This is a genomic window from Rhizobium sp. P32RR-XVIII (assembly GCF_012641395.1).
In the GTDB taxonomy this organism is placed as follows: Bacteria; Pseudomonadota; Alphaproteobacteria; order Rhizobiales; family Rhizobiaceae; genus Rhizobium.
Map to the genome: position 1 here is coordinate 220,524 of NZ_JABAIH010000001.1, position 21,693 is coordinate 242,216.

At 58.6% G+C, this 21,693-nt stretch carries 23 protein-coding genes and 1 pseudogene; 12 read left to right on the top strand and 12 right to left on the bottom strand.

The genetic code is table 11. The features are described from left to right. Positions 1-34 precede the first annotated feature (34 nt). Positions 35-832 carry an undecaprenyl-diphosphate phosphatase gene (locus tag HGP14_RS01125; RefSeq protein ID WP_168828008.1) on the top strand — a complete coding sequence of 266 codons (798 nt, stop codon included), beginning with the start codon at positions 35-37 and terminating at the stop codon, positions 830-832. Positions 833-1,011: 179 nt separating this feature from the next. Here the strand turns inward: HGP14_RS01125 and HGP14_RS01130 are convergent, their stop codons facing one another. The 7 genes from HGP14_RS01130 to dnaN all read right to left on the bottom strand — a co-directional run bounded on the left by HGP14_RS01130 (position 1,012) and on the right by dnaN (position 6,059). Beyond that, complete coding sequence (locus HGP14_RS01130) at positions 1,012-1,164, bottom strand: hypothetical protein (RefSeq protein ID WP_168828009.1); 153 nt, start codon at positions 1,162-1,164, stop codon at positions 1,012-1,014. Positions 1,165-1,446: 282 nt separating this feature from the next. Further along, positions 1,447-2,427, bottom strand: a complete 981-nt coding sequence (locus HGP14_RS01135) for a complex I NDUFA9 subunit family protein (RefSeq protein ID WP_168828010.1) — start codon at positions 2,425-2,427, stop codon at positions 1,447-1,449. 110 nt (positions 2,428-2,537) lie between these two features. Beyond that, positions 2,538-2,825 (bottom strand): DUF1330 domain-containing protein, encoded by a 288-nt coding sequence (locus HGP14_RS01140; RefSeq protein WP_168828011.1) that lies wholly within the window; start codon positions 2,823-2,825, stop codon positions 2,538-2,540. A gap of 122 nt (positions 2,826-2,947) precedes the next feature. After that, positions 2,948-3,640, bottom strand: a complete 693-nt coding sequence (gene pyrF, locus HGP14_RS01145; RefSeq protein WP_168828012.1) for an orotidine-5'-phosphate decarboxylase — start codon at positions 3,638-3,640, stop codon at positions 2,948-2,950. Between the two features lies 1 nt (position 3,641). Beyond that, on the bottom strand, positions 3,642-4,229 hold the full coding sequence (locus tag HGP14_RS01150; RefSeq protein WP_168828013.1) for a histidine phosphatase family protein: 588 nt from the start codon (positions 4,227-4,229) through the stop codon (positions 3,642-3,644). A 1-nt stretch (position 4,230) separates the two neighbouring features. Further along, on the bottom strand, positions 4,231-4,824 hold the full coding sequence (gene pmtA / locus HGP14_RS01155) for a phospholipid N-methyltransferase PmtA (RefSeq protein ID WP_168828014.1): 594 nt from the start codon (positions 4,822-4,824) through the stop codon (positions 4,231-4,233). A gap of 116 nt (positions 4,825-4,940) precedes the next feature. Further along, the gene (gene dnaN, locus HGP14_RS01160) at positions 4,941-6,059 is read right to left on the bottom strand and encodes a DNA polymerase III subunit beta (protein WP_168828015.1); all 1,119 of its coding nucleotides are present in this window, start codon (positions 6,057-6,059) and stop codon (positions 4,941-4,943) included. A gap of 245 nt (positions 6,060-6,304) precedes the next feature. Between dnaN and rsmI the strand changes: the two genes are divergently transcribed. The 9 genes and pseudogenes from rsmI to HGP14_RS01205 all read left to right on the top strand — a co-directional run. Next, complete coding sequence (gene rsmI / locus HGP14_RS01165) at positions 6,305-7,225, top strand: 16S rRNA (cytidine(1402)-2'-O)-methyltransferase (protein WP_168828736.1); 921 nt, start codon at positions 6,305-6,307, stop codon at positions 7,223-7,225. Then, positions 7,215-7,583: a YraN family protein gene (locus HGP14_RS01170; RefSeq protein ID WP_168828016.1), complete on the top strand. Its 369-nt coding sequence runs from the start codon at positions 7,215-7,217 to the stop codon at positions 7,581-7,583. Before rsmI ends, HGP14_RS01170 begins: the two co-directional genes overlap by 11 nt. 122 nt (positions 7,584-7,705) lie before the next feature. Continuing rightward, on the top strand, positions 7,706-9,031 hold the full coding sequence (ugpB, locus tag HGP14_RS01175; RefSeq protein WP_168828017.1) for a sn-glycerol-3-phosphate ABC transporter substrate-binding protein UgpB: 1,326 nt from the start codon (positions 7,706-7,708) through the stop codon (positions 9,029-9,031). A gap of 63 nt (positions 9,032-9,094) precedes the next feature. Next, positions 9,095-9,979: a sn-glycerol-3-phosphate ABC transporter permease UgpA gene (gene ugpA / locus HGP14_RS01180; protein ID WP_168828018.1), complete on the top strand. Its 885-nt coding sequence runs from the start codon at positions 9,095-9,097 to the stop codon at positions 9,977-9,979. 10 nt (positions 9,980-9,989) lie between these two features. Beyond that, the gene (gene ugpE / locus HGP14_RS01185) at positions 9,990-10,838 is read left to right on the top strand and encodes a sn-glycerol-3-phosphate ABC transporter permease UgpE (protein WP_168828019.1); all 849 of its coding nucleotides are present in this window, start codon (positions 9,990-9,992) and stop codon (positions 10,836-10,838) included. 2 nt (positions 10,839-10,840) lie between these two features. Further along, positions 10,841-11,944 (top strand): ABC transporter ATP-binding protein, encoded by a 1,104-nt coding sequence (locus tag HGP14_RS01190; protein ID WP_168828020.1) that lies wholly within the window; start codon positions 10,841-10,843, stop codon positions 11,942-11,944. A gap of 95 nt (positions 11,945-12,039) precedes the next feature. Then, positions 12,040-12,543 carry a cupin domain-containing protein gene (locus tag HGP14_RS01195; RefSeq protein ID WP_168828021.1) on the top strand — a complete coding sequence of 168 codons (504 nt, stop codon included), beginning with the start codon at positions 12,040-12,042 and terminating at the stop codon, positions 12,541-12,543. A 96-nt stretch (positions 12,544-12,639) separates the two neighbouring features. After that, on the top strand, positions 12,640-13,587 hold the full coding sequence (gshB, locus tag HGP14_RS01200; protein ID WP_168828022.1) for a glutathione synthase: 948 nt from the start codon (positions 12,640-12,642) through the stop codon (positions 13,585-13,587). Between the two features lie 181 nt (positions 13,588-13,768). Beyond that, positions 13,769-14,416, top strand: a pseudogene (locus HGP14_RS01205) (magnesium chelatase domain-containing protein); the annotation flags it as partial. A gap of 29 nt (positions 14,417-14,445) precedes the next feature. Here the strand turns inward: HGP14_RS01205 and HGP14_RS01210 are convergent. The 4 genes from HGP14_RS01210 to HGP14_RS01225 all read right to left on the bottom strand — a co-directional run bounded on the left by HGP14_RS01210 (position 14,446) and on the right by HGP14_RS01225 (position 18,796). Beyond that, on the bottom strand, positions 14,446-15,441 hold the full coding sequence (locus tag HGP14_RS01210) for a site-specific integrase (protein WP_168828023.1): 996 nt from the start codon (positions 15,439-15,441) through the stop codon (positions 14,446-14,448). 555 nt (positions 15,442-15,996) lie between these two features. Then, positions 15,997-16,548, bottom strand: coding sequence for a hypothetical protein (locus HGP14_RS01215; RefSeq protein ID WP_168828024.1), 552 nt, complete (start codon positions 16,546-16,548; stop codon positions 15,997-15,999). 375 nt (positions 16,549-16,923) lie between these two features. Next, positions 16,924-17,562, bottom strand: coding sequence for a hypothetical protein (locus tag HGP14_RS01220; RefSeq protein WP_168828025.1), 639 nt, complete (start codon positions 17,560-17,562; stop codon positions 16,924-16,926). A 694-nt stretch (positions 17,563-18,256) separates the two neighbouring features. Further along, positions 18,257-18,796, bottom strand: coding sequence for a recombinase family protein (locus HGP14_RS01225; RefSeq protein ID WP_168828026.1), 540 nt, complete (start codon positions 18,794-18,796; stop codon positions 18,257-18,259). Positions 18,797-19,241: 445 nt separating this feature from the next. Between HGP14_RS01225 and HGP14_RS01230 the strand changes: the two genes are divergently transcribed. Then, positions 19,242-19,616, top strand: a complete 375-nt coding sequence (locus HGP14_RS01230; RefSeq protein WP_168828027.1) for a hypothetical protein — start codon at positions 19,242-19,244, stop codon at positions 19,614-19,616. A gap of 593 nt (positions 19,617-20,209) precedes the next feature. Here HGP14_RS01230 and HGP14_RS01235 read toward each other — a convergent pair. Continuing rightward, on the bottom strand, positions 20,210-20,491 hold the full coding sequence (locus tag HGP14_RS01235; protein ID WP_168828028.1) for a hypothetical protein: 282 nt from the start codon (positions 20,489-20,491) through the stop codon (positions 20,210-20,212). 832 nt (positions 20,492-21,323) lie between these two features. On the opposite strand from HGP14_RS01235, the gene HGP14_RS01240 reads away from it, so the two are divergent. Beyond that, on the top strand, positions 21,324-21,512 hold the full coding sequence (locus tag HGP14_RS01240; protein ID WP_168828029.1) for a hypothetical protein: 189 nt from the start codon (positions 21,324-21,326) through the stop codon (positions 21,510-21,512). Positions 21,513-21,693: the final 181 nt, after the last annotated feature.

The following is a 21,693-nucleotide window of genomic DNA, read 5'->3' on the forward strand; positions in this document are numbered from 1 at the left end:
CGCGTCCGACCGATCTTTAAACCGGAGACTATATATGGACTACATGAGCTCTATAATTCTAGGCGTCATAGAGGGGATCACTGAGTTTCTACCGATCTCGAGCACTGGCCATCTCATCATTGCGGAGCAATGGCTCGGCCACCGGTCGGACATGTTCAATATCGTTATCCAGGCAGGTGCTATCCTCGCCGTCACTATCATTTACTGGCGTCGTCTCGCGAGCCTCGTGGTCGGCTGGCGGGATCCAGGGAACCGCTCCTACGCTGCCAAGCTGATTGTCGCATTCCTCATTACCGCTATCCTCGGACTGATCGTCAAGAAGCTCGGCTTCGAACTGCCTGAGACTGCGACGCCAATCGCCTGGGCACTCATTATCGGTGGTGTCTGGATGATATTTGCCGAATGGGCCGCCGCGCGTCGGCCGCCTTACAAGGAGATTACCTGGCTCGTTGCCATTTTGGTCGGCATTGCCCAGGTGGTTGCCGGCGTCTTCCCGGGAACGTCACGCTCAGGCGCCACGATTTTCGTTGCCATGCTGGCGGGCACGGGCAACCGCGCCGCGGCTACCGAATTCGCTTTTCTCGTCGGTATCCCGACCATGTATGCCGCGAGTGCCTACGAATTGCTGAAGACGCTGAAGGATGGCGGAGCGGCAAACGAGGATTGGACGGGCCTTGGGATCGCCTTCGTCGTTTCCACTGTCGTCGCTTTCGTCGCCGTGAAGTGGCTGCTGTCGTATATCCGGAGCAACCGATTTACGATGTTTGCGATCTACCGCATCATTCTCGGAGTCATTCTGCTCGGTATGGCCGCGACCGGGGCGATTGCCTGAGACGTCCGTCGCTTTCCGTATTCGCGCAGCCCGGGCGCGAATACGGTCATCACATCAGCTTCACACACAACCGGAAACGGCGAACATGCATCTTGAAGCCGGAGGCTTCAGGCAGTTCTGATCGAACTGCTCACTTCTGCTCGCAAGAACAACGCCGGCGCTAACGCGCCGGTCTTCCGTCAGCGGTTGATGGAGGCCGTCGAGCAAGGATCAACGCCGTAGGCCGGCGCGCAACCGCCTTTCACTGCGGCGACCGAACCGGGCGCAATGAAGGAGCCTGCAAGGATAACCAGTGCCGCACACGCAAAAAGAAGCGCGATTGACTTGCCCATTTGATAAAGCCTCTCAAATCAAAATAGCGCGCCGCCAAAGGCGCTGAGTCCGTCTCAGGACGCGCGGGGTGTGTAGTCAGTGGAATAGGAAATAGCAATAAATGTTCCAGCTAAATGCGCCGTTAATTTCACTAAATTTTTGATGCGTCTTTTATGCAACGTCAACCATGACGAGATAGAGGAAAACACGCGAAACGTGCGTCAGGCTTTCCTCCCGGCACAAATGAAAAACGTCGCCCGTGGCCAAGCACAAGCGACGTTCGAACGCTGGAGGAGGGGTGTTTAAGCCGCTTTCCCCGAGCCGGTGTACTGGCCATGCGGGCGATATTGCACGAGGTAGGACGGCAGCACGGAAACCAGCAGCGTCGGTGTGACGTCGAGGGCTTTCAGCGTGCGGCCTTCCGTTTCGGCCGCTTGCGAAACGACATTGTCGCGCTTCAGCAGACGAACCTGGTCGACCGTAATGGGTGGGGTGATAAGAGGAATGAGCGACGCAACGTTGCCCATGAGCGATGCGATGCTGAACGGGATGGAGACCAGCGCGTTCTTGCGCATGGTGACCTTCAGCATAGTCTCCATGCACTGGCGGAAGGTGAGAACTTCCGGACCGCCCAGTTCATAGATCGTCCCGGGGGTAGCCTTGCCACCGACAGCGCGAGTTACGGCTTCCGCGACATCCCCGACATAAACCGGCTGAAACCTCGTGTTGCCGCCTCCGATGAGCGGAAGAACCGGCGAAAGGCGAGCCATGTCGGCGAACTTGTTGAAGAAGCCGTCTTCCGGACCGAAAACGATCGACGGGCGGAAAATCACCGCGTCTCTCACGGTCGAAAGGATTGCCGCCTCCGCGCGACCCTTGGTGCGGGCATAGCTTGAATCGGAATTCGCATCGGCGCCGATCGCCGAGATATGGATGAGCTTCGCGCCACTCGCACGGGCAGCTTCGGCCACGGCGCGTGCGCCAAATTCCTGCACGGCGTCGAAGGTGTTGCGGCCGGCTTCGAAAAGGACGCCGACGCAGTTGATGACGAAATCGGCGCCCTCGACGGCGCGATCGACCGAGTTGCGGTAACGCAGGTTCGCCTGAACAAAAGAGATCTGGCCGACATTTCCGAGCGGCTGCAGAAAACCTGCAAGGTCGGGGCGGCGTACAGCGACGCGGATGCGATAGCCGCGTTTTGCCAGCGCGCCTACCACATGCCTGCCAATGAAGCCGGAACCTCCGAATACGGTCACGAGCGGCGGCAGGTTGGCAAGGGTCATGGCAGGCTCCTCGAAAGGCTTGGATGGGATGCGTTTATCGGCAAGCTTTTAGCCGAATCCGGGCGCGGCGGAAAGGTCCACATGCGCCCGAAGTCAAGATACGCAGGGGATCAAATTCCTTCGACGACAATCATTTCCGCGTCGGCGACTTCCTGGCGGATCTTGGCGGCGATCTGATATTCCGGCGAGTTGTAGCAATCGACTGCATGCTGCATGGAAGGGAATTCGATGACGACGTTTCGTGCGCGCGACTTGCCTTCAAGTTCAGTTATTGCGCCGCCGCGGGCGAGGAAGTTGGCACCGTACTTTTCAAAGGCCGGCTTTGCTGCCGCGACATAGTCCTTGTAGCGCTCGGGGTCGCGAACATCGACGCGCGCGATCCAGTATCCCTTGGCCATGGTTTTCCTCCGGTTGACGGTTGTATTTGTCTTCGTTCAAATTGCAGGAGGCGTCAATACACCGCATCTTGCGTGTAATCCGTCAAATGAATGAGTCCTATCAGAGCTGGCCGCAACACACGTCAGAGCGCGGCGTCCATCTCAGCAAGAATTGCGCGCGCCGCCTCCCGCGGATCAGACGCTTTGACGATCGGCCGGGCGACGACCAGGTGGCTCGAGCCGGCCTTCAGCGCATCGGCGGGCGTCATGACGCGCTTCTGGTCGCCCTTCTCGCTGCCGGCCGGGCGGATGCCGGGCGTGACGATCGCCATATCGGGGCCGACGATCTTGCGAACGGCAGCCGATTCTTCTGCCGAGCACACCACGCCGCCCATGCCGGCTAGATGAGCCTGTTCAGCGCGGCGGAGGACCAAGGTGTGCGGGTCGTATTCATAGCCCGCAGCGATAAGATCCTGCTCATCCATGGAGGTCAGGACCGTGACGCCGAGCAGGCAGAGATCGGAACCCTTTGCCGCCTCGACGGCAGCCTTCATCGCCTTCGGATAGGCATGCAGCGTCAGCATCGACATGCCCATCTTCACGATGTTCTCCACGCCGGAAGCGACCGTGTTGTCGATATCGAGCAGCTTCATGTCGAGGAAGACCTTCTTGCCGCTCTGCGCGAGTTCGCGCGCGAATTCCAGGCCGCCGGCAAAGACCAGCTGATAGCCGATCTTGTAGAAGAGAATGTCGTCGCCGAGCGTTGAAACGATCTTTTCCGCCTCGCCAAGTGTCGGAACATCCAGCCCGACGATCAGCCGCTCGCGTGCGCTCATATCACATCCATCCCTGCCAGTCTTCGATGGGTGTCCAGTCGCACGACAGGCGCCGCTCTGCAAGGCTGAAACAGTGGAGATTACCGCCGCCGCCCGGCTGATCGCCATCGCGCGAGATCGTGCGGCGCTCGAGATGGCACTTCAGCAGCGTTCCGACACCGCCATGGCCGACGAAGGCGATCGGTGCCGTGGGATCGTGGTCGTCAAGAATGGTCTCAACGGCAGAGACGATCCGCGCCTGAGCGTCGATCGCCCTTTCCCAGCCTCGAAAACTCTGTTCCGGATGCGCGAAGAACCAGTCAGCGGCCTTCTCGAATTCCGCAGGCGGCAGGAAGCCGGTCGCCGAGCGGTCGTTTTCGTGCATGCCGGGGACAATTTCGATCGTCACGCCCGCCGCTTGCGCAAGGATAGCTGCGGTCTGTATGGCTTTTGTCTCGTCGCTGGAAACAATGCGACGCAGTTGTCTCGCCCACTCGCTGCGCGCGGCGGCGCGGACGCGAGCTTCGCCGGTCTCCGACAGGCCCCATTGGGGCACCGGGACACTCGGATCAATCTTCACTTGCGGATGGGTGATGTAAAGCCCGCGCATCTCAGCTGCGGCGGTAGATCCAAAGCTGGGCCGGCGGGATATTGCGGACGATGAAATCGAAGTGCTTGATATGGTAACGCTCCGGCCGGGCGATGATCGGCGAGACGGGACCATAGGAAATCTGTACGACAGGCCTGCCTGCCGGAATACGGTCGAGGAGGCTTTCGAGAAGGGCGATCCGCGCTTGCATTGGGAAATTTAAAAGCGGCACGGCCGAAACGACGGAATCGAAAGTCTGATCCTTAAGCGCGCCCAGCGTCTTGTCCAAGCTGAACGCGTCGCCGTTGATGAAGCGCACGCCCGGATAAAGGCGGACGAGGTGTTCGTAGAAATCGGTCGAATACTCGATAGCGACGAGGTTTTCCGGCTTCACGCCGCGGCCGAGGATGGCCTTGGTAATCGCGCCTGTGCCGGGACCGAGTTCCAGAACCGGGAGACCGGAGTTCACGTTAACGACACTTGCCATCTTGCGGGCGGTGATCGAGGACGTCGGAACGATGGAGCCGACCGTTTTCGGCCCCTGCATCATGCCCTTGAAGAAGCGGATTTCCTCATCGAACTTTTTGCCGAGCCGTTCCTTCAGCCGCAACGCCATGCCGTCCTCCACGATCACGCATACAAATCGTCAGTTCTCTATTTGCAGTCCTCGGATACGAAAACAAGACCAAATGTCGCAATCGGCAAACTTCACGCGATAAATGCGACGCGCGATTACACGCGCATCGGCATCAGAACATAGAGCGCATCGTCGCCGGCGGTGTCGCGAATAAGCGTCGGCGAGCCCGCATCGGCAAGCTGGAAGATCGCCTGATCGCCGGAAAGCTGGGCCGTGATGTCGAGCAGATATTTGGCGTTGAAGCCGATTTCCATGGAATCGGTGTCGTAGTCCACGGCCACTTCTTCCGTGGCACTGCCGGAGTCCGGATTGTTGACCGTAAGCAGCAGCTGGCCGTCGGAGAGCGCCAGCTTCACGGCGCGGCCACGCTCGGAGGAAATCGTCGAGACGCGATCGACAGCCTGGGCAAATGTCGTGCAATCGACACGCATCTCCTTGTCATTGCCCGTGGGAATAACGCGCTGGTAGTCCGGGAAAGTGCCGTCGATGAGCTTCGAGGTCATGACGATCGAGCCAATGCTGAGGCGGATCTTTGCGTCCGAGACTTCCACGGTGACGACCGTATCGGGATTATCGACCAATTTCTGCAGTTCGCCGACCGTCTTGCGGGGAATGATGATGCCCGGCATGCCTTCGGAACCCGAGGGCGCCTTCACATCGGCGCGCGCGAGGCGATGGCCGTCGGTGGCGACCGCACGCAGTTTCAGGTCGCCGCCGCTTTCGATCGTGTGGAAGAAGATACCGTTCAGGTAATAGCGCGTCTCTTCGGTCGAGATCGCAAACTGCGTGCGATCGATCAGCATCTTGAGATCGGACGCCTTCAGCTTGAACGAATGCGTGAAGGTGCCAGCTGTCAGATCCGGGAAGTCGGATTCCGGCAGGCACTGTAGCGAAAATTTCGAGCGGCCGGACTGGACCGCCATCGAGCCGCCATCCGTCGATGTCGCAAGCAGAACTTCCGAGCCGTCCGGCAGCTTGCGGACGATGTCGTAAAGAAGATGCGCCGGGACTGTCGTCGCGCCGGGCTGCTCGACATTGGCGGGCGTGGCTTCGGTCACTTCGAGGTCGAGGTCGGTCGCCTTCATGTCGAGGTTCTGACCATCGGCGCGCAGCAGGATATTGGACAGGATCGGGATCGTGTTGCGACGTTCGACCACGCGGTGAACGTGGTTCAGCGATTTCAACAGGTTTGACCGCTCAATAGTAATACGCATGGGATGCTACCGCTTTTCGACCGTTACTGTCCCGGCGTACAAAGGCGCGCCAGAAGATGCTTTTCGGCTCCGGACCGGAGGAGTGGATAGGCAAAATGGCAGAACTTTGCGGCCGAATGCAAGGGGTGCGAGGCCAAGCAGGGCTCCAATTGCGGTTTTCCGCGATGATGCTCACAGAATTCCCGACACTTGCCGCCGACAAAGCCCTCGCGCATAAAGATTAAAGAGCAAAAGGGGCCTTGAACTTGAATAATGAGGATACGCCAAGCGAGAGCGGCGGGCACCGCGGCTATCGCTTGCACAACGTCGCCATTCCGGCCCGCCCGCTGGAGCCGGCGCTTTATCTCGTCGCCACGCCGATCGGCAATCTCGGTGATATCACGTTGCGGGCGCTGGAAACGCTGGCGGGTGCTGACGTGCTTGCCTGCGAGGATACGCGCGTGACCCGCGTCCTCCTGGATCGGTACGGCATCCGCAACCGGCCGTTTGCCTATCATGAGCACAATGCCGATGAGGCAGGTCCGCGATTATTGGCTGCGCTTGCGGCTGGCAAGTCCGTCGCACTGGTCTCCGACGCCGGAACGCCGCTCGTCTCCGATCCCGGCTATCGCCTCGCGCAGGCGGCGATCGAAGCAGGTTACCGTGTTATTCCAATTCCAGGGGCATCCGCACCGCTCGCAGCGCTCGTCGGCTCGGGTCTGCCGAACGATGCCTTCTTGTTTGCAGGATTCCTCCCCGTAAAGGACAAGGCACGGCGCGACCGGCTGGCGGAACTTGCCGCCACCCCGGCAACGCTCCTCTTCTTTGAATCGCCGCACCGCATCGGCGCGACACTGGCTGCCGCTGCCGATGTGCTTGGGCCGACCCGCAAGGCATCCGTCTGCCGTGAGCTGACGAAGACCTATGAGGAGTTCCGCCGAGGCACGCTCGCGGAACTTGCCGCGCACTACGCTGAAAACGACAACGTGAAGGGTGAGATCGTGCTCGTGATCAGCCCCCCGGAAGAGAAGCAGGCGGACGAGGCGGACGTTGAGGCCATTCTCGCCAATCTTGCGACTTCCATGCCGACGGCCAAGGCGGCCGCTGAGGCTGCTAGGCTCACTGGCCTGCCACGCAAGGAACTTTACCAGCGTCTGCTCGATATGAAGGTCAGGGATGAGCGATAGGGATATAACCCTTAGCCGGAGAAAGGCTAAGCGCCGCGGTCATGTCTCGGAATATGTCGCGGCGCTCGTTTTGATGCTGAAGGGTTATCGCATCGTAGCGTTCCGCTACCGCACGAAGCTCGGCGAGATCGATATCATTGCTCGAAAGCGCGACCTCGCGGTCTTTGTCGAGGTGAAGGCCCGGCGCGACGAATTACGCGCCGTAGATGCGGTTTCGTACGCCGCCCAAAAACGCATCCGGAACGCCAGTGATCTGTGGCTCTCGCGCCAGCCGGATTACAGCCGCCTCTCTCAACGGTATGATATTGTAGCAGTATTGCCCGGCCGTCTGCCGCGGCATTTTCCAGATGCATTCTGATCGGCTTGCATAGCTGTGCAAAATGCCGGATTTTGTGACGGTCCTGTCATGAAACTTTTAAGGAGGCGTCACAGTAGCCCTCTATTGCGTCTCTCACCAATAGTTGGTGAGAGGGTTTATCCATGTTCAAGAAGTTTGCGCTGGCCGCTGCTGCGGTCGTACTGTCTTCGTCGACGTCGTTCGCCGCGACTGAAGTCACCTGGTGGCATGCCATGGGCGGCGAGCTCGGCCAGAAGCTCGAGCAGATCGTCCAGAAGTTCAACGACAGCCAGACCGAATACCACGTCACGCCGGTCTTCAAGGGCACCTATCCGGAAACCCTGACGGCCGCGATCGCAGCTTTCCGCGCAGGTCAGCAGCCGGCTATCGTTCAGGTCTTCGAAGTCGGCACGGGTACGATGATGGCTGCCAAGGGCGCCGTTTACCCGGTCTACAAGCTGATGGCCGATGAAGGCGAGCCGTGGGATCCGTCGAAGTTCATCGCGCCGGTCGTCGGCTACTACTCCGATCCGGAAGGCAACATTCTCTCCTTCCCGTTCAACTCCTCGACGCCGATCCTCTACTACAACAAGGACGTCTTCAAGAAGGCCGGCCTTGATCCGGAAGTCGCTCCGAAGACCTATGCCGAACTGGCTGACTTCTCGAAGAAGATCGTCGATTCCGGCGCTGCCAAGTGCGGCTTCACCATCACCTATGCTGCCACCTGGCTCGGTCTCGAAAACTTCTCGGCCATTCATGACCTGCCTTACGGCACGCTGCAGAACGGCTTCGGCGGCACCAAGGCTGAACTTAGTTTCAATGGCCCGAACCAGGCTCGTCTCTGGGACGACCTGAAGAAGTGGCAGGACGCCGGTTACTTCCAGTACGGCGGCCCGGGCGGCGGTCCCGACTCCGCTCCGAAGTTCTACTCGCAGGAATGCGCCATCTATATGGGCTCCTCGGGCTCGCGCGCCGGCGTCATCGCCAACGCCAAGAATTTCCAGGTTGGTTTCTCGACGCTCCCCTACTACGACGACGTGACCAAGGATCCGAAGAACTCGATCATCGGCGGCGCAACGCTCTGGGTACTGAACGGCCAGAAGCCGGAAGTCTACAAGGGTGCCGCCAAGTTCTTCACCTACCTGAGCCAGCCGGAAGTACAGGCTGATTGGCACCAGTTCTCCGGGTACCTGCCGATCACCAACGCTGCCTACGATCTCGGCAAGTCGCAGGGTTACTACGAAAAGAACCCGGGCTCCGACGTCGGTATCAAGCAGATCACCCGCGGCACGCCGTCCGACAACTCGAAGGGCGTTCGCTTCGGCAACCTGACGCAGATCCGCGACATCATCGACCAGCAGCTCGAAACCGTGCTTTCCGGCAAGCAGACCGGTCAGCAGGCGCTCGATGAAGCCGTCAAGGAAGGCAACGCCATCCTGCGCGAATTCGAAGCTGCAAACTCGAACTAAGCCTTCGAGGCTGACGCCAAGCCCTCCCCATGCCGGGGAGGGCCTTTCCATGTTAGGCGAGCCATGCAGACAAAGCGCACAATCTTCTCGAACCGCGTCCTGCCATATTTCCTTCTGGCGCCGCAGCTCGCGATTACACTTGTTTTCTTCATTTGGCCTGCGTTCCAGGCATTCCGCCAGTCGTTCCTGCGCGAAGACCCCTTCGGCATGAAGACGACCTTTGTCTGGTTTGCCAACTACACGAAGCTCTTCGGCAGCGCCGATTACATGAATGCGCTATGGGTGACGCTGATCTTTTCAGTGTCCGTTACCGTGCTTTCGATGGGGCTTTCGCTGCTCTTCGCCGTCTGCGTGAACCGCGTGCTGAAGACCGGAAGGCTCTATACGACGCTGCTCGTCTGGCCCTACGCCGTCGCACCCGCCGCGGCCGGCCTTCTCTGGTGGTTCATGTTCAACCCCAGCATCGGCATCCTGCCCTATATCCTTCGCCATCTCGGCTATGACTGGAACCACCGACTGAACGGCAATGATGCGATGGTCCTCATCGTCGTCGCCTCGGCCTGGAAGCAGATTTCCTACAATTTCCTCTTCTTCGTCGCCGGCCTGCAGTCCGTTCCGCAATCGGTGACCGAAGCTGCCGCCATCGATGGCGCCGGTCCATTCAAGCGATTCTGGACGGTGGTTTTCCCGCTGCTTTCGCCGACAACCTTCTTTCTGGCGGTCGTCAACATCACCTATGCGCTGTTCGACACATTCCCGGTTGTCGACTCGACCACCTCCGGCGGCCCCTCCCAATCCACCAACACGCTGGTCTACAAGGTCTATGCCGATGGTTTCGTGGGCCTCAACCTCGGTCCTTCCGCCGCTCAATCGGTCGTGCTGATGCTTATCGTCGTCGCCCTGACCGTGATCCAGTTCCGCTGGGTCGAGAAAAAAGTACAGTACTGAGGCCCACGCGATGATCGAGAACCGTCCCTTTCTGAACTTCCTCACGCATCTCGTGCTGATCGTCGGCGTGGTAACGGTGATCTTCCCCGTCTACCTCGCCTTCATCGCCGCGACCCACGGCTCGACGGATTTCATGACCGGCCTGGTGCCGCTTCTTCCCGGCGATCAGCTCGTTTCCAATTTCAGCCAGCTGCTCAGCAACGGCAACTCGGTGGCCGGTGCGCCACCCTTCGCGCTGATGCTGGCAAACAGCTTGCTGATGGCGGTGATGATCGCCGTCGGCAAGATCGCAATCTCGATCCTCTCCGCCTTCGCGATCGTCTATTTCCGCTTCCCGTTCCGCATGGCCGCGTTCTGGGTCATCTTCCTGACGCTCATGCTGCCGGTCGAAGTGCGTATCCTGCCGACCTACAAGGTGGTCGCCGACCTCGGCATGCTGAATTCCTATCCGGGTCTAATCATTCCGCTGATCGCCTCGGCGACCGCGACCTTTCTGTTCCGCCAGTTCTTTCTGACGATCCCGGAGGAACTGATGGAGGCAGCGCGCGTCGATGGCTCCGGACCGATGAAGTTCTTCGTCGATATCCTGCTGCCGCTGTCGCGTACCAATATCGCCGCTCTCTTCATCATCCTCTTCATCTACGGCTGGAACCAGTATCTCTGGCCAATGCTGATCACCACCGACCCCGGCTATTACACCGCGGTGATGGGCATCAAGCGCCTGGCCGCAGTCCTCGACGGCAATACGCAGTGGAACCTCGTCATGGCGGGCGTGATCCTCGCTGCCCTGCCGCCGGTCCTCATCATCATCGTCATGCAGCGCCTTTTCGTTAAAGGCCTGGTCGAAACGGAGAAATGACAATGGCCTCTATCGATGTAGAAGGCGTCGGCAAGATCTATCACGGTGGGGTCAAGGCGGTCTCCGATGTCGGCATCAATATCAAGGATGGCGAATTCATCGTGCTTGTCGGGCCTTCGGGCTGCGGCAAGTCCACGCTGCTGCGCATGATTGCCGGTCTTGAAAGCATTTCCGAAGGGCAGGTGAAGATCGGCAATCGGGTCGTCAACAATGTCGAGCCCGCTGAACGCGACATTGCCATGGTCTTCCAGAACTACGCGCTCTATCCGCATATGTCCGTCCGCCAGAACCTCGAATACGGCCTGAAGAACCGCAAGACGCCGAAGAATGAGATCGACGCCCGCGTCGCGGAAGCCGCGCGCATGTTGCAGATCGAGCAATATCTGGAGCGCAAGCCGAAGGCGCTCTCCGGTGGCCAGCGTCAGCGCGTTGCGATGGGACGCGCGATCGTCCGCAAGCCTGCCGTTTTCCTGTTCGACGAGCCGCTCTCGAACCTCGATGCCAAGCTGCGTGTTTCGATGCGCGGCGAGATCAAGCGCTTGCAGCGCCGTCTCGGCACGACCTCGATCTATGTCACCCATGACCAGCTGGAGGCGATGACGCTCGCTGACCGTCTCGTGGTGCTGAATGGCGGCAGGATCGAGCAGGTCGGCGCGCCGCTCGACGTCTATCACACGCCCGCCTCCACTTTCGTGGCGAGCTTCATCGGCTCTCCCGCCATGAATCTTCTGAAAGGCGAGCTGCATGGCGACAAGCTGGCGATCGGCCCGAGCCTGATCGATCTCGCGGGCAATGCCCCGGCCTCCGGCCCCGTCACCATCGGGATGCGCGCGGAGGACCTGCGCCTAGCCAAGGCGGACGAATACGCCATGCCGCTGACGGTGGAATATGTCGAAGAACTCGGCTCGCAACGCCTCGTCCACGGGCTTCTGGGCGACCAGCCACTGACGGCGGTCGTTTCCCCGGAAACGGCGATCGCTGCGGAACTGCGCTTCGTGATTGCGCCGCAAAAGCTGCATTTCTTCGCACATGACACCGGCAAGCGCATCGCTGGCGGCGCTACGGCTGCCGATAGTCCGGCTGCCGCGGCTCATGCGATCGCTTGAAACGCATTGTTAAGATTTTAACAGTCGCTTGAACGGAGCCGTTACGACTCTCTGCTATTCCGCAATGACCGGGGATAGCAATTAGGGGGTTGTGCATGGCCTGGAAGTTGATGCTCGCAAGCGCGGTCGCGATGGCGGCGCGTTCCGTACCGCAGGTCGTTGTGCCGGCGCGGGGCAAGAACTTCGTTGCGCATTCCAGCGATCGCCTGCCGATGAAATCGACGCCGATCAACCCGGATTGGGTCGTGGCCGGCGACCCGCAGGCGCGTACCGCGGAACATTCCCGCGGCCATGACGACGCATCAGTGACGGCGATCTGGGACTGCACCGCGGGCGAATTCCGCTGGTTCTTCGGCTGGGACGAGACGGTGATGATCCTCGAAGGCGAAGTGCATGTCACCGTGGAAGATGGAACCGAGCGGATGCTGCGCGCCGGCGACGTCGCCTTCTTCGCAGGCGGCACATGGGCAAGCTGGCGGGTGGACAACTACGTGCGGAAGGTCGCCTTCCTTCGCAAGCCGTTCCCGAAGCCGGTTGCGATCCTCTACCGTCTTCGCAACCTCCTACGAAACGGCGAACAGCAGGGCCTCGCGGCCTGACAAATCCTAGGCTTGAGTGGCCTGACGTCATTGATTGGCCGTTGCGTTTGCTCTGCTTGAGACCTACATCTGTCCGGCACTCAATGAGGGACGGAAATGGCCAAGATCAAGAACGTAGCGGTCCAGATGGACCATGTCGCGGGTATCAATATCGCGGGCGATTCCACCTTCGCCATGAGCCTCGAGGCGCAAACGCGCGGCTACAAGCTTTTCCATTATACGCCCGAGCGGCTGAGCTTCCGTGACGGCAAGCTCTACGCCTCCGTTGAGCCGATGCTGCTGCGCGACGTGAAGGGCGACCATTTCGAACTCGGCGCCCCCGAGCGTGTCGATCTTTCGACCATGGATGTGGTGCTGCTCCGCCAGGACCCGCCCTTCGACATGGCCTACATTACCTCCACGCACCTCCTGGAGCGCATCCATCCGAAGACGCTTGTCGTCAACGATCCGGCCTGGGTGCGCAATTCGCCGGAGAAGATTTTCGTTACCGAATTTGCCGATCTCATGCCGAAGACGCTGATCACCAAGGATGCGGAGGAGATCCGCCGCTTCCGCGAGGAGATGGGCGACATCATTCTGAAGCCGCTCTACGGCAATGGCGGCGCCGGCGTTTTCCACTCGACCAGGGACGACCGCAACCTTTCCTCACTGCTCGAAATGTTCGGCCAGCTCTTCCGCGAGCCCTTCATCGCCCAGCAATATCTGCCGGATGTCCGCAAGGGCGACAAGCGCATCATCCTCGTCGACGGCGAGCCGGTGGGCGCCATCAACCGGGTGCCGGCCGAGCACGACAGCCGCTCCAATATGCATGTCGGCGGCCGCGCGGAAGCCACCGAACTGACGGCCCGCGAAACGGAAATCTGCAGGCGCATCGGCCCGGCATTGAGAGAACGCGGCTTCCTGCTTGTCGGGATCGATGTCATTGGCGACTATCTGACCGAGATCAACGTCACCTCTCCGACGGGACTCCGGGAGGTCCGCAAGTTCGGCGGTGCCGATATCGCAAGCCTCCTTTGGGATGCCATCGAGCGCAAGCGCGCCTGACCGTTCCGGCTTCTGTTCCCTTTCGTTCGCGCTCTGCGTACTCGCTGCAACCCGGCTGCAACGAGTACGTGAATCCGTTCTTTTATTGTTCTTGTTTTATTCTTTCTTCTATGTAAGATTGCAATCTGTGGCGATAACAAGCCGCAAAACAGGCGTAAAGGTTGCGGGCAGGGGATGGGGCATGGTCGCGCGCGTCAGTACGGTTGCATTTCAAGGGATTGAAGGCGTACCTGTGGAGGTCCAGGTGATGGTCGCTCCCGGTAAAGTGGGAATGCAGATCGTCGGGTTGCCCGACAAGGCCGTGGCGGAAAGCCGCGAGCGTGTGCAGGCGGCACTCCATGCTTCCGGTCTCGCGCTACCGGCAAAGAGAGTAACGGTCAATCTCGCGCCTGCCGATCTGCCGAAGGAAGGCAGCCACTTCGACCTGCCGATCGCGCTCGGCCTGATGGCGGCGCTTGGGGCCATACCGGCGGATGCGCTGGCCGATTTCGTCGTGCTTGGCGAACTCAATCTCGACGGCACGATTGCGCCGGTTTCCGGCGCTCTCCCGGCGGCGATCGGCGCCAACGCTATGGGAAAGGGCCTGATATGCCCGGCTGAGAGCGGCGCGGAAGCCGCATGGGCAGGCGCCGATCTCGACATCCTCGCACCGCGGAGCCTGATCGCGCTTGCCAATCATTTCCGGGGAACGCAGGTGCTTTCGCGACCGGAGCCTTCTATCCGCGCCAATGCGGCCAACCTGCCGGACCTTGCCGACATCAAGGGCCAGGAGAGCGCCAAGCGCGCGCTCGAAGTGGCAGCCGCCGGCGGGCATAATCTCCTGATGGTGTAAACAAAAGACCCCACGTGTCAGCGTCCTTATTTTTCTAGCGCACGAAGATTGTCGATTAGGTGATTTGGCGCGAGGTGGGCGTAACCAAGCGTCGTCTGATATGTTCTGTGGCCCATCCATTTCATGACCCGCAGGAGATCGACCCCTTTAATAACCTGCCGGGATGCGCAGGTGTGGCGAGCAGTGTAGACGACGGTATCTCTGAGCGCGGGAATGTGAGCTCGGATGTTGCGCCACAGATCGACCATCTGCCATTGCTGGATGTCTGTCCAAGGGCCATCGTTCCCCAAGGCAGCCATCCTCTGCCGCTCGAGTGCTTCCCAAGCCCTTGGCGTCAACGGCAGGGTCCGATCATCCCCATTCTTGGTGTCGACGAAGGTGACCTTGCGATCGCCGACGTATTCCCAACGAAGCCGGCAAGCTTCCGCGTAAGGACGAGCGCCTGTGTCCACCCAAAAAACAAACAGATCGCATTCCCGTGGTCGGCCCCACAAAGTCAATGTTTGAATGACGAGGTCTACTTCTTCATCGGAGAAGAAACGATAGCGGGCGCGGCCGTCGAGAAACCGAGGTAACGCTGGCCGCTCCAACCTCGCATATCTTATGAGGACCGAAATTGCGGACAGATAGCGATTGACCGTCGATCCGCACACTCTCCTCTGATCAAGCAGATAGCGAATGAATTTGTGGATGCTGTCTTCGCAAAGAGCGGTGGACGCCTTCTGCTTCGGGCCCGCCCACGCAACGAAGAGTTCGGCGTTCAGGACGGTGCGGGACGAGCCACGCTTATAGGCCCAACGTTTCTCTTTGGCTTGCTTAAGGGCATTCCCAATGGTGCCCTCCTGCAAGGTCTCCGCAATGGGAGGAAGGTCTGGAAGTTTCCGTCCGACCCTGAGCGCAGTACGCGCTTCAACCTCCCATTTGATTGCTGCCTCCTCGGAACCAAAGACCGGGGGTCGGTAACGGCTACCGGCGAGCATGAAATCGACCTGATAGCCTTTTCCTCGTGCCCTGACAGCCATTGTCCTCTCCTCCTGTTGCCGGTCAGGCTATGACCAAACCATGGAGCATTCAAGGGGTTTATAGAACCTAAATATATGTTTTAATGGAGTTAATCCGCTTTTGGAGATGATCGCCTTTGAGGGATGGTTTTTGGAAGCGTGCTCGCGATTGCAGTAGCGTGCTCGGGCAGGTGGCGTTCGAGGCTAGTCCTCCGGCGACAAAATGACTGCGAGCGCCACCTAGCTCCCTTGCGGCGTTGGATGATCCACTGGATGTGATTTCGACATTCAATGATGCGTGTTGCCCTCGGCAATCCATCGGGCCCGCTCAGGTCCCATCTCAGGACGACGTGCGGGTAATTGTCAGCGCTCTCGGCTATAGTCCGTTGGGTTGCTTCCTTGGGGCTACAGTGCATGTTCATGGTCGTTAGTTCCTTTCTATGTGCAGTCATTCGGACAGGGACTATGGCAGGGACGCGACGAAACGACCGGGCAGACAATCGGGGTCCATCCAGCATCAACGGCGCTCTAGCCGCGGTCTATTTCAGGTGATCCCGGCGATGGCCGGAGTGTCAGTTATTTCGAGTACCAGCCGAGGGGCCGATAGGTGCGCTGCCGGGTCAGCCTATGAGCATCCGACGTATCGGGCCGTGCGGTGCCATATCGGAAAAGATAGTCGAGACCTGCGGCTTCCTTGTCGTCATGGTCGCTGAAATGCAGGGTGAAGTCCCACCGGATGCCGCTCGATAGCGCCAGCTCAGACCTCCAGGCCGCGTCTCCATCAGTGGGCCTTGGGTTTAAGACCACGCCTCTCTCGTCTCTTATCCTCGTCCGGCGAGTGGCAGCCGCCTTGAGGGACTTGGCGCGGGCCAGCTTCTTTGCCACGCTGAGTTGAGCATCGGGAACAAGCCGAAAGCCTCTTTGAGGATCGACATATAGGTGGAGCTTCCAATCCGTGCGGTCGCCCTGTCCGGCTCGTTGGGCGTTATCCCTGCGGCGCTTGTCGGTGGATTTGGTGGTAGACCTCCGGACCTTAAGGGCTGGGGTCTCAGCCTCGAACGTCTCCCGGTCGATTGCATTATCGACGCCTTGAATATGTAAGTCGTAGTCAAATGGCGCTCGGGCCATCGGCTTTCCATTCTTTCGATTAGGTGGGTATTTTAGGTCTCTCTTAAGGTGTGACCTTTCGGTGCCACTTCGTGGTGAAGACACACAGCCTTCGGGGTGGACCTAGGGTGAGAAGACACAAGACAGAGGAGATGTCGGAGAGGCGAAGCCTCCTTCGCTTAACATCCCCCTTTATGCAGCCCTCGGGCCACGCTCTAAGGTGCGATGATCATTTATGCCCGAGGGAGAAGATAAAGGTGGAAGATGATCAGAGGGGAGGACTTTGGTCCGTCCTCGGTCTGGAGGTGCAACCTCGGTCCATGTGTCTCCGGTACCGAAGGTATCCCTTAAGGTTCCCTTATCTATGGAATTTTTACCAGAGTGGAAGTTGCAGACCTACGCTGCCTTCTGCAGCTTTTTAGTGTGGTAGTTCACAAGTTGTTTAGAATACCCGGTCAACTCCACGATCTCGGCTTGAGACCGTCCTTGCTCAAGTAGCTGTCCGACGACATGTCCCACCTTCCCAGCCTTCTTAACGGTCCTTTGGGTGATGTATCGCTGCCCCTCCGGCGTTACCAAGAGCATCTCAAGACGCTGCGTCTCAAAGCCAATCGAGCGGGTTATCTTGATGGGGATGCAGTAGCCATTCTCCACCGCCCACCGGCTGGCTTCGGGCTTGTGGTAGTATTGGGGCTTTCGAAGCTCAGGAGCGCAGACCATCGAGACTGACTTCCAAGCCAAGACGCGATGAACCAATCCGAGAGCCTCCATGTGGTCAGTGAGCTTGGGTGATGTCATCCCCGAAGCGTTAGCGAGTTTTGCGCTTGTCAGGCATCCGGTTGCGATTTCCCCGGTGATCGGATTGACGATTTCTCCCGGTCTCCGTCCTCGATAATCTCGAAGATGTTCTCGGCCTTCTGCCTCGGCTCTCTTGTAACGCCGCTCCTCTTCGGCTGCCGGTGGCCTGATGGGCTTGCCGCCCCGAGCCTCAGCGACTGCTCTGTGGCCTTCCAGCCATTCACGATATGATGTCATGTGGTCCTGTCACTATTGGATTGCTGGTTTGTCGGCTCGAAAAAACATGCCTTGAGGGGTCAGCCGTGAAGCCGCCTCAGGGGTGTCTGATGTCGTCTTGGGGGGTGCCTGTCGGCTGGAAAGACATTGATGAGGACACAGGCGCTCAGACATTCCGGCGCTGCATCCCTCCAGTGGTCACCCTTACGTGGAACCGCAGTTCTTCAAAGCCGCCCTGTCGGAGCCAGTCCAGTGGAACCGGAAAGGAGGACATTCACCGGATGTCTACAGACAACAGGGCGGCTTGAGAGAAGTGCGGGATGGTATTGCTAGTGTGAAGGGTATTCCGTCAGCAGCATTTAGGGACGCTGGGTCATGCTACTGCGGTGGCATTTGTACGTAGCATTTGGGCGGCGCTGGGTGGTGCTACTGTGGCCCCAATTCCGACACGCCACCTCAACGGATGCTGGGGCGTGCTACTATAGGCCCAATCCAAACCGGGCTGTCCGGCCATGCTAGTATAGGGGGTATTTCCGTCGGGAGACTTAATGCAAGCCCGTCTTCCCCTAGTGGTGGCCCTATTCAATTAATCGACAAATCGTCTGGTCGGGCTAGTGGGGTACCTATGGGAAATCGACGGCACTGCAACCTTGCTCCCGTTCCGTTGCTCGTGCGCGCCCCAGCCCGTATCTGTCCCATAGTCCTCGTGGTCACCTTATTCCGACAACGCTCGATAAACCGCCGCCCTGCTGATACCCGTCTCTTTCACGATCTGCGGGACCGTAAGTCCTTCCCCCTTCAGGGTCCTTATCCTTTCCTCGTCCACGGTCTTCGGTCTCCCGCCTGTCTTCCCCTCGGCTTTCGCTTTGGCAATCCCCTCCATCTGGCGCTCTTTCCTCAGTGCCGTCTCAAACTCAGCTATGGAAGCGAGAATGCCAAAGACCAACTTTCCCGTGCGGGTGGTCGTATCGAGGGAAGCGTCATCCAGGACACGGAACCCGACGCCCTTCCTGTCGAGGGTTTCAACAATCTGGTGGAGATGAGCTGCTGAACGTGCGAGCCGGTCGAGCTTGGTAATAACTAGCACGTCGCCTTCCCGCGCAAACTCCAAGGCCTTGGCTAGCTCCGGTCGATCGCGGTCGAGCCCCGACTGCTTCTCCTGATAGACCTTCTCGGCCCCTGCAGCTTGTAGCCTCACGATCTGTAAAGAGTGGTCCTGTCCGGTCGAACTTACGCGGGCATATCCAATGATCACGAGTGTCTCCAAATGTCTAAGAGTGAATGTAGACGTTGGTTTAGAGACGCAATTGAGACACGTCAACAGCTGCCGTCCCAAAAGTCTACATTTGAGACGTACCGGCTTCGTTGCCTAAGTGGGGAAGGCATGGGAAGGCACCACGCGGGGAATAGCCAGACGCTAGGTGCCTTAAGTGAAGGAGGCATGGGCAGGAGCGCACCCAGCCTCAGCGGTGGAAAAGGGCTGCCGAACGGATCTAATCACGCTGCTGCCACGGTCTGAGGGAGAACCAGAGGCTATCTAACGTTATGCCGAGGCGGATGTGGCTCGTGAGCTACAAATTCGCTGTGGCTCGTCAGCCTGAAATCGTACATGGTGCCTGAGGAGGTCGGGAGGTTGCTAACCCACGTCCGCGTACGTCACTGCGCGGGTAGTCGATACTTTTCGAAGCCGGAGCCAGTACGTGTCACAATTCATTTTTCCGGCCACACTCGCCTTACTGCTGGCAATCCCTGCTCTAACGACTGCGACACAAGCCGAGGACTATCAACGCGGTGATGATCCGCGCCTCCGGCAAATCTATGCGCAATGTATGCTCAACGACGCGGAGAGGGATAGGGTAGAAGGCCACCGCCTACAAAGACAAGTCGAGAACGATCCGAACATCACAACGGGCGAACAGATCGATCGAATCGCGAACCAATACACTGAAGATGGGTTCCAACTCTTCCGCTATTGCATGGAGGCGAAGGGTGCGTTCTTCGATGAGACCTGTCCTTCTTCCAGTCGAATGAACCGCTACTGCTATTCGATACCCAAAACGGAAACTCCAGAATAGACATGGAAGGTAACCACTAGGCGCGCTTGGTAAATCCCAACGTGCGCCTGAGGATGGCGATCCGTAGAAGGGCTGGACAATATTATCGAAAGCAGACCAATGAATATCTCAAGAGCGTAAGGTAGCTGGTCAGGGGTCGCACGCAGGGAACCCAGTGGTAGCCGTGCGAACTAGATATTGCCGCTGGTCTCGCTACCTGCCGCGCTCTGACTATGAGCTTTTGGTCCGATTGGCTGAGCCACGTCGTCTACCGGGTTCCTGTCGCCGTACCCGATTATGGCGCATGTGATAAGAACTATGACAAAGAGACAGGCGAGGACGCCGGTTAGGTCCACCCTTAGGGTGACGCCTTCGTCAGATGGGTCTTCAGGAGATGTCAGGAGTGTCATAGTGCCCCACTTTTTCGAACATATTTGACCTCCCATGCGGACAATTAAGCATCATTCGAATGGCAATGGAAGAGAGAAAATCGTCGTCACATCAAATGCTTAGGCTGTCGTGCGTTGGATCGAAGGGGGTGCCCGGGGGTGCCGCGCGTGCTGTATATCCGATGGGTCGCTCAGAAATTTCTATCAAACATTCCGAGGTCGCAGCTAGTGAGGTATTCGGTCAAGTTCGGGCGGAGGAACGTCGTTTGGCCTCTCACCGATCCAATCTTGAGGAAGGTTATCGACCAGCAAGTCGGTCCCTTCATAGGCTGTTTTTTGGGTGCCGCTGGCGACGATACAGGCTTGGTCTTCCTTACTTGGACGCCCCCGTCGAAAAAAGTCGTAAATCAGGACCCAGCTATTGTCGCCGTACAGCAAGAAGTGACGGATCGTTTCGCCTTGCTTGCCAGGGTTGCTGTAGTTCACGATAGCTTTTTTTTCGCCCATTACGCTTACAATGTAGTTCCAGACGACATCGGAGCGACCACAAACCATTCGCAACTTAGTAGTTAGAACAGAGGAGTCAGACCGAGATTCTGTATTGAGAGAAAAAATGGCGTTTGCAGCAGCGAACAGTATGCAGAATGCAACGCCCCTGCCGGAAGCTAAGGGTATTCCTCCAAGCATCTGTTGACAGGTTAGCATGGTTCCCCCAAGCGTCCGTGCCGGGACGCATTTTGAAGGCATCTTCATCCCTTCGACAAGATATCAGATTCTGCTAATGTAAGGCCAACCGTTCTGGCATTTGCTTCAGAATATCGAAATATCTATCAACAATTTCGTTGCGGCGCTAAGGTGTGCTTGCAATGGTTCTGGGAGATGGAACACAGACACTTCGACAAATTCCGGTACGGCTTAGCGTCCCTTCTGGTGCGCCGTCCACATCTCCGTTGCCATGCCAAGACCGCCCATTGGTGGGCCGAGCTTGTCGAGAGCTATGCGGATGCCCTTAGGTTCCGCGACAAGCTTCGCGCAGAAGGAGACCCTAAGAAGCTCATCGCGGAATACGAACAACTCTGTAGTGAGCTAGAGGATGAACTTGAAGGCTATTTCACTGCTGCGGGAATCGACCGTTCATGAGCCGCCTAGACGAAACTAAAGCTGCCATCATGGATCACCCAAGGGCCCTTAAGGCTACACCCGAGATTGTGATCAATCTGTTTACCATCGGTGTCCCACTGGAGGCTGAGGGATTCACTGAGGACGAGTCTACCTGGCCCTGCGAGGGCACTTACAGGCTCTGCTTAACGAAGCCCTTAGCTTAACCAGAAAGCCGACGATGCGCGACAAACTCTTCATTCTCAGTGAGAACGATGACGGCTCTTGGGCGATCATCGATATTGAGAACGGTTCGGTTTTCCTTCATTCCAACACGCAGGAGTTCTCGCCCCTATGGGAGGGACCGACAATGGACGCCGACGAGGCGAGACGTTTTGTGGATGTCTTAAACGGTTTCTGGTGCCCCTGAGGTCTACCCTATGGAGGGAGGCTCTGCCACTATGCCAGTAGGAGACACAGCCAGCGACAGCGCTACACGCTCGCTGAGCACGGTCGCCAAGTCGTCTTCTTGTGAGACTTCCTTGATTCCGCGGTCACCGGCTAAAGAGCGGTGTGATCTGCCAGAACGGGATGCGGGTGTAGACGGTTTC

Coding starts and splice junctions, on each gene's coding strand:
- HGP14_RS01125 (WP_168828008.1), top strand. CDS start 35: ATGGACTACATGAGCTCTATAATTCTAGGCGTCATAGAGGGGATCACT.
- HGP14_RS01130 (WP_168828009.1), bottom strand. CDS start 1,164: ATGGGCAAGTCAATCGCGCTTCTTTTTGCGTGTGCGGCACTGGTTATC.
- HGP14_RS01135 (WP_168828010.1), bottom strand. CDS start 2,427: ATGACCCTTGCCAACCTGCCGCCGCTCGTGACCGTATTCGGAGGTTCC.
- HGP14_RS01140 (WP_168828011.1), bottom strand. CDS start 2,825: ATGGCCAAGGGATACTGGATCGCGCGCGTCGATGTTCGCGACCCCGAG.
- pyrF (WP_168828012.1), bottom strand. CDS start 3,640: ATGAGCGCACGCGAGCGGCTGATCGTCGGGCTGGATGTTCCGACACTT.
- HGP14_RS01150 (WP_168828013.1), bottom strand. CDS start 4,229: ATGCGCGGGCTTTACATCACCCATCCGCAAGTGAAGATTGATCCGAGT.
- pmtA (WP_168828014.1), bottom strand. CDS start 4,824: ATGGCGTTGCGGCTGAAGGAACGGCTCGGCAAAAAGTTCGATGAGGAA.
- dnaN (WP_168828015.1), bottom strand. CDS start 6,059: ATGCGTATTACTATTGAGCGGTCAAACCTGTTGAAATCGCTGAACCAC.
- HGP14_RS01170 (WP_168828016.1), top strand. CDS start 7,215: ATGAGCGATAGGGATATAACCCTTAGCCGGAGAAAGGCTAAGCGCCGC.
- ugpB (WP_168828017.1), top strand. CDS start 7,706: ATGTTCAAGAAGTTTGCGCTGGCCGCTGCTGCGGTCGTACTGTCTTCG.
- ugpA (WP_168828018.1), top strand. CDS start 9,095: ATGCAGACAAAGCGCACAATCTTCTCGAACCGCGTCCTGCCATATTTC.
- ugpE (WP_168828019.1), top strand. CDS start 9,990: ATGATCGAGAACCGTCCCTTTCTGAACTTCCTCACGCATCTCGTGCTG.
- HGP14_RS01190 (WP_168828020.1), top strand. CDS start 10,841: ATGGCCTCTATCGATGTAGAAGGCGTCGGCAAGATCTATCACGGTGGG.
- HGP14_RS01195 (WP_168828021.1), top strand. CDS start 12,040: ATGGCCTGGAAGTTGATGCTCGCAAGCGCGGTCGCGATGGCGGCGCGT.
- gshB (WP_168828022.1), top strand. CDS start 12,640: ATGGCCAAGATCAAGAACGTAGCGGTCCAGATGGACCATGTCGCGGGT.
- HGP14_RS01210 (WP_168828023.1), bottom strand. CDS start 15,441: ATGGCTGTCAGGGCACGAGGAAAAGGCTATCAGGTCGATTTCATGCTC.
- HGP14_RS01215 (WP_168828024.1), bottom strand. CDS start 16,548: ATGGCCCGAGCGCCATTTGACTACGACTTACATATTCAAGGCGTCGAT.
- HGP14_RS01220 (WP_168828025.1), bottom strand. CDS start 17,562: ATGACATCATATCGTGAATGGCTGGAAGGCCACAGAGCAGTCGCTGAG.
- HGP14_RS01235 (WP_168828028.1), bottom strand. CDS start 20,491: ATGGGCGAAAAAAAAGCTATCGTGAACTACAGCAACCCTGGCAAGCAA.
- HGP14_RS01240 (WP_168828029.1), top strand. CDS start 21,324: ATGCGCGACAAACTCTTCATTCTCAGTGAGAACGATGACGGCTCTTGG.